The sequence below is a fragment of the Bacillus sp. Je.9.29.b genome, assembly GCF_051129925.1.
Taxonomy (GTDB): Bacteria; Bacillota; Bacilli; order Bacillales; family Bacillaceae; genus Bacillus; species Bacillus safensis.
The window spans coordinates 1-995 of sequence record NZ_JBCPSO010000018.1; the positions used below are offsets into that span (position 1 = coordinate 1).

Here is a 995-nt window from a genome sequence, read left to right on the forward strand (position 1 = left end):
ACCGAACACGGAAGTTAAGCTCTTCAGCGCCGATGGTAGTTGGGGGTTTCCCCCTGTGAGAGTAGGACGCCGCCAAGCTTCTATAAGGATCAGTTCCAGCCGGAACTGGTCTTTTTTGTGTTTTTGAATGACTTGCTTCTATATAATAGGTTCGTAAAGTGAGAATACGTTGTTCCCTCACTAATTGCTAAATAAATCCAACTTTACGTTCCTTCAATTTAACACGTCAGTCATCATATGAACCAGCAGCTCAAATTATCAAGGGTCATTAAAAGCATAGAAAACCTCTCCTTGGACTAAATAGACGTAAAGAGGTGATGGTATAGGGACACGAGATAGAAAGGCACCCCACCCCAAAGGGGATAGTCAGCCATTGTTGGATTTTTAACTTAAAAGAAGAGAAAAGAAACAAACAATAATAATGATAAGCTGTTGAGTGTTTGAAGCAGCAAAAAAATAATGTGAAACGATTTGTTGAAAAATAGTAAAGACCAGTAATTATTTTTACACTTTTTTATGCAAAAAAGATTTCTCAGAAAAATAAAATAATAACAGAATTTCTTTTTTGAATGTTTTTTATCCAGAGATATATGAAATAAAACAAGGATATGAAAGCTTCTAAATTGCTGTTTTTGCAGTGCTAGAGCCTTATTAGTGCTCTTTTTAACAAAAAAACATAAAAAAATGAAAAAAAGGCTTTTAAAAAGATGAGACAAGTGGTAAACTTCTTTAGGTGCCTTAACGAAAAGGTGAAAAAACAGCTTTAAAATAAATTCAAAAATTATTTTAAAAAAGTCTTTACAAACAATATCTTATCGTTATATAATACTATTTGTCAGATCGAGAGACACTTCGAAACGACACAATATGGAGGATTAGCTCAGCTGGGAGAGCATCTGCCTTACAAGCAGAGGGTCGGCGGTTCGAGCCCGTCATCCTCCACCATATTTATTCTTACATAATGTTAGGATAGATAAAGCCGGTGTAGCTCAACT

Annotated in this window: 1 tRNA gene and 1 rRNA gene; both read left to right on the top strand. The window is 35.3% G+C overall.

The features are described 5' to 3' along the window. Positions 1-78: ribosomal RNA gene (gene rrf, locus AAZR19_RS18850) — 5S ribosomal RNA — on the top strand; the annotation flags it as partial. A 791-nt stretch (positions 79-869) separates the two neighbouring features. Then, positions 870-945, top strand: a tRNA-Val gene (locus AAZR19_RS18855). Positions 946-995: the final 50 nt, after the last annotated feature.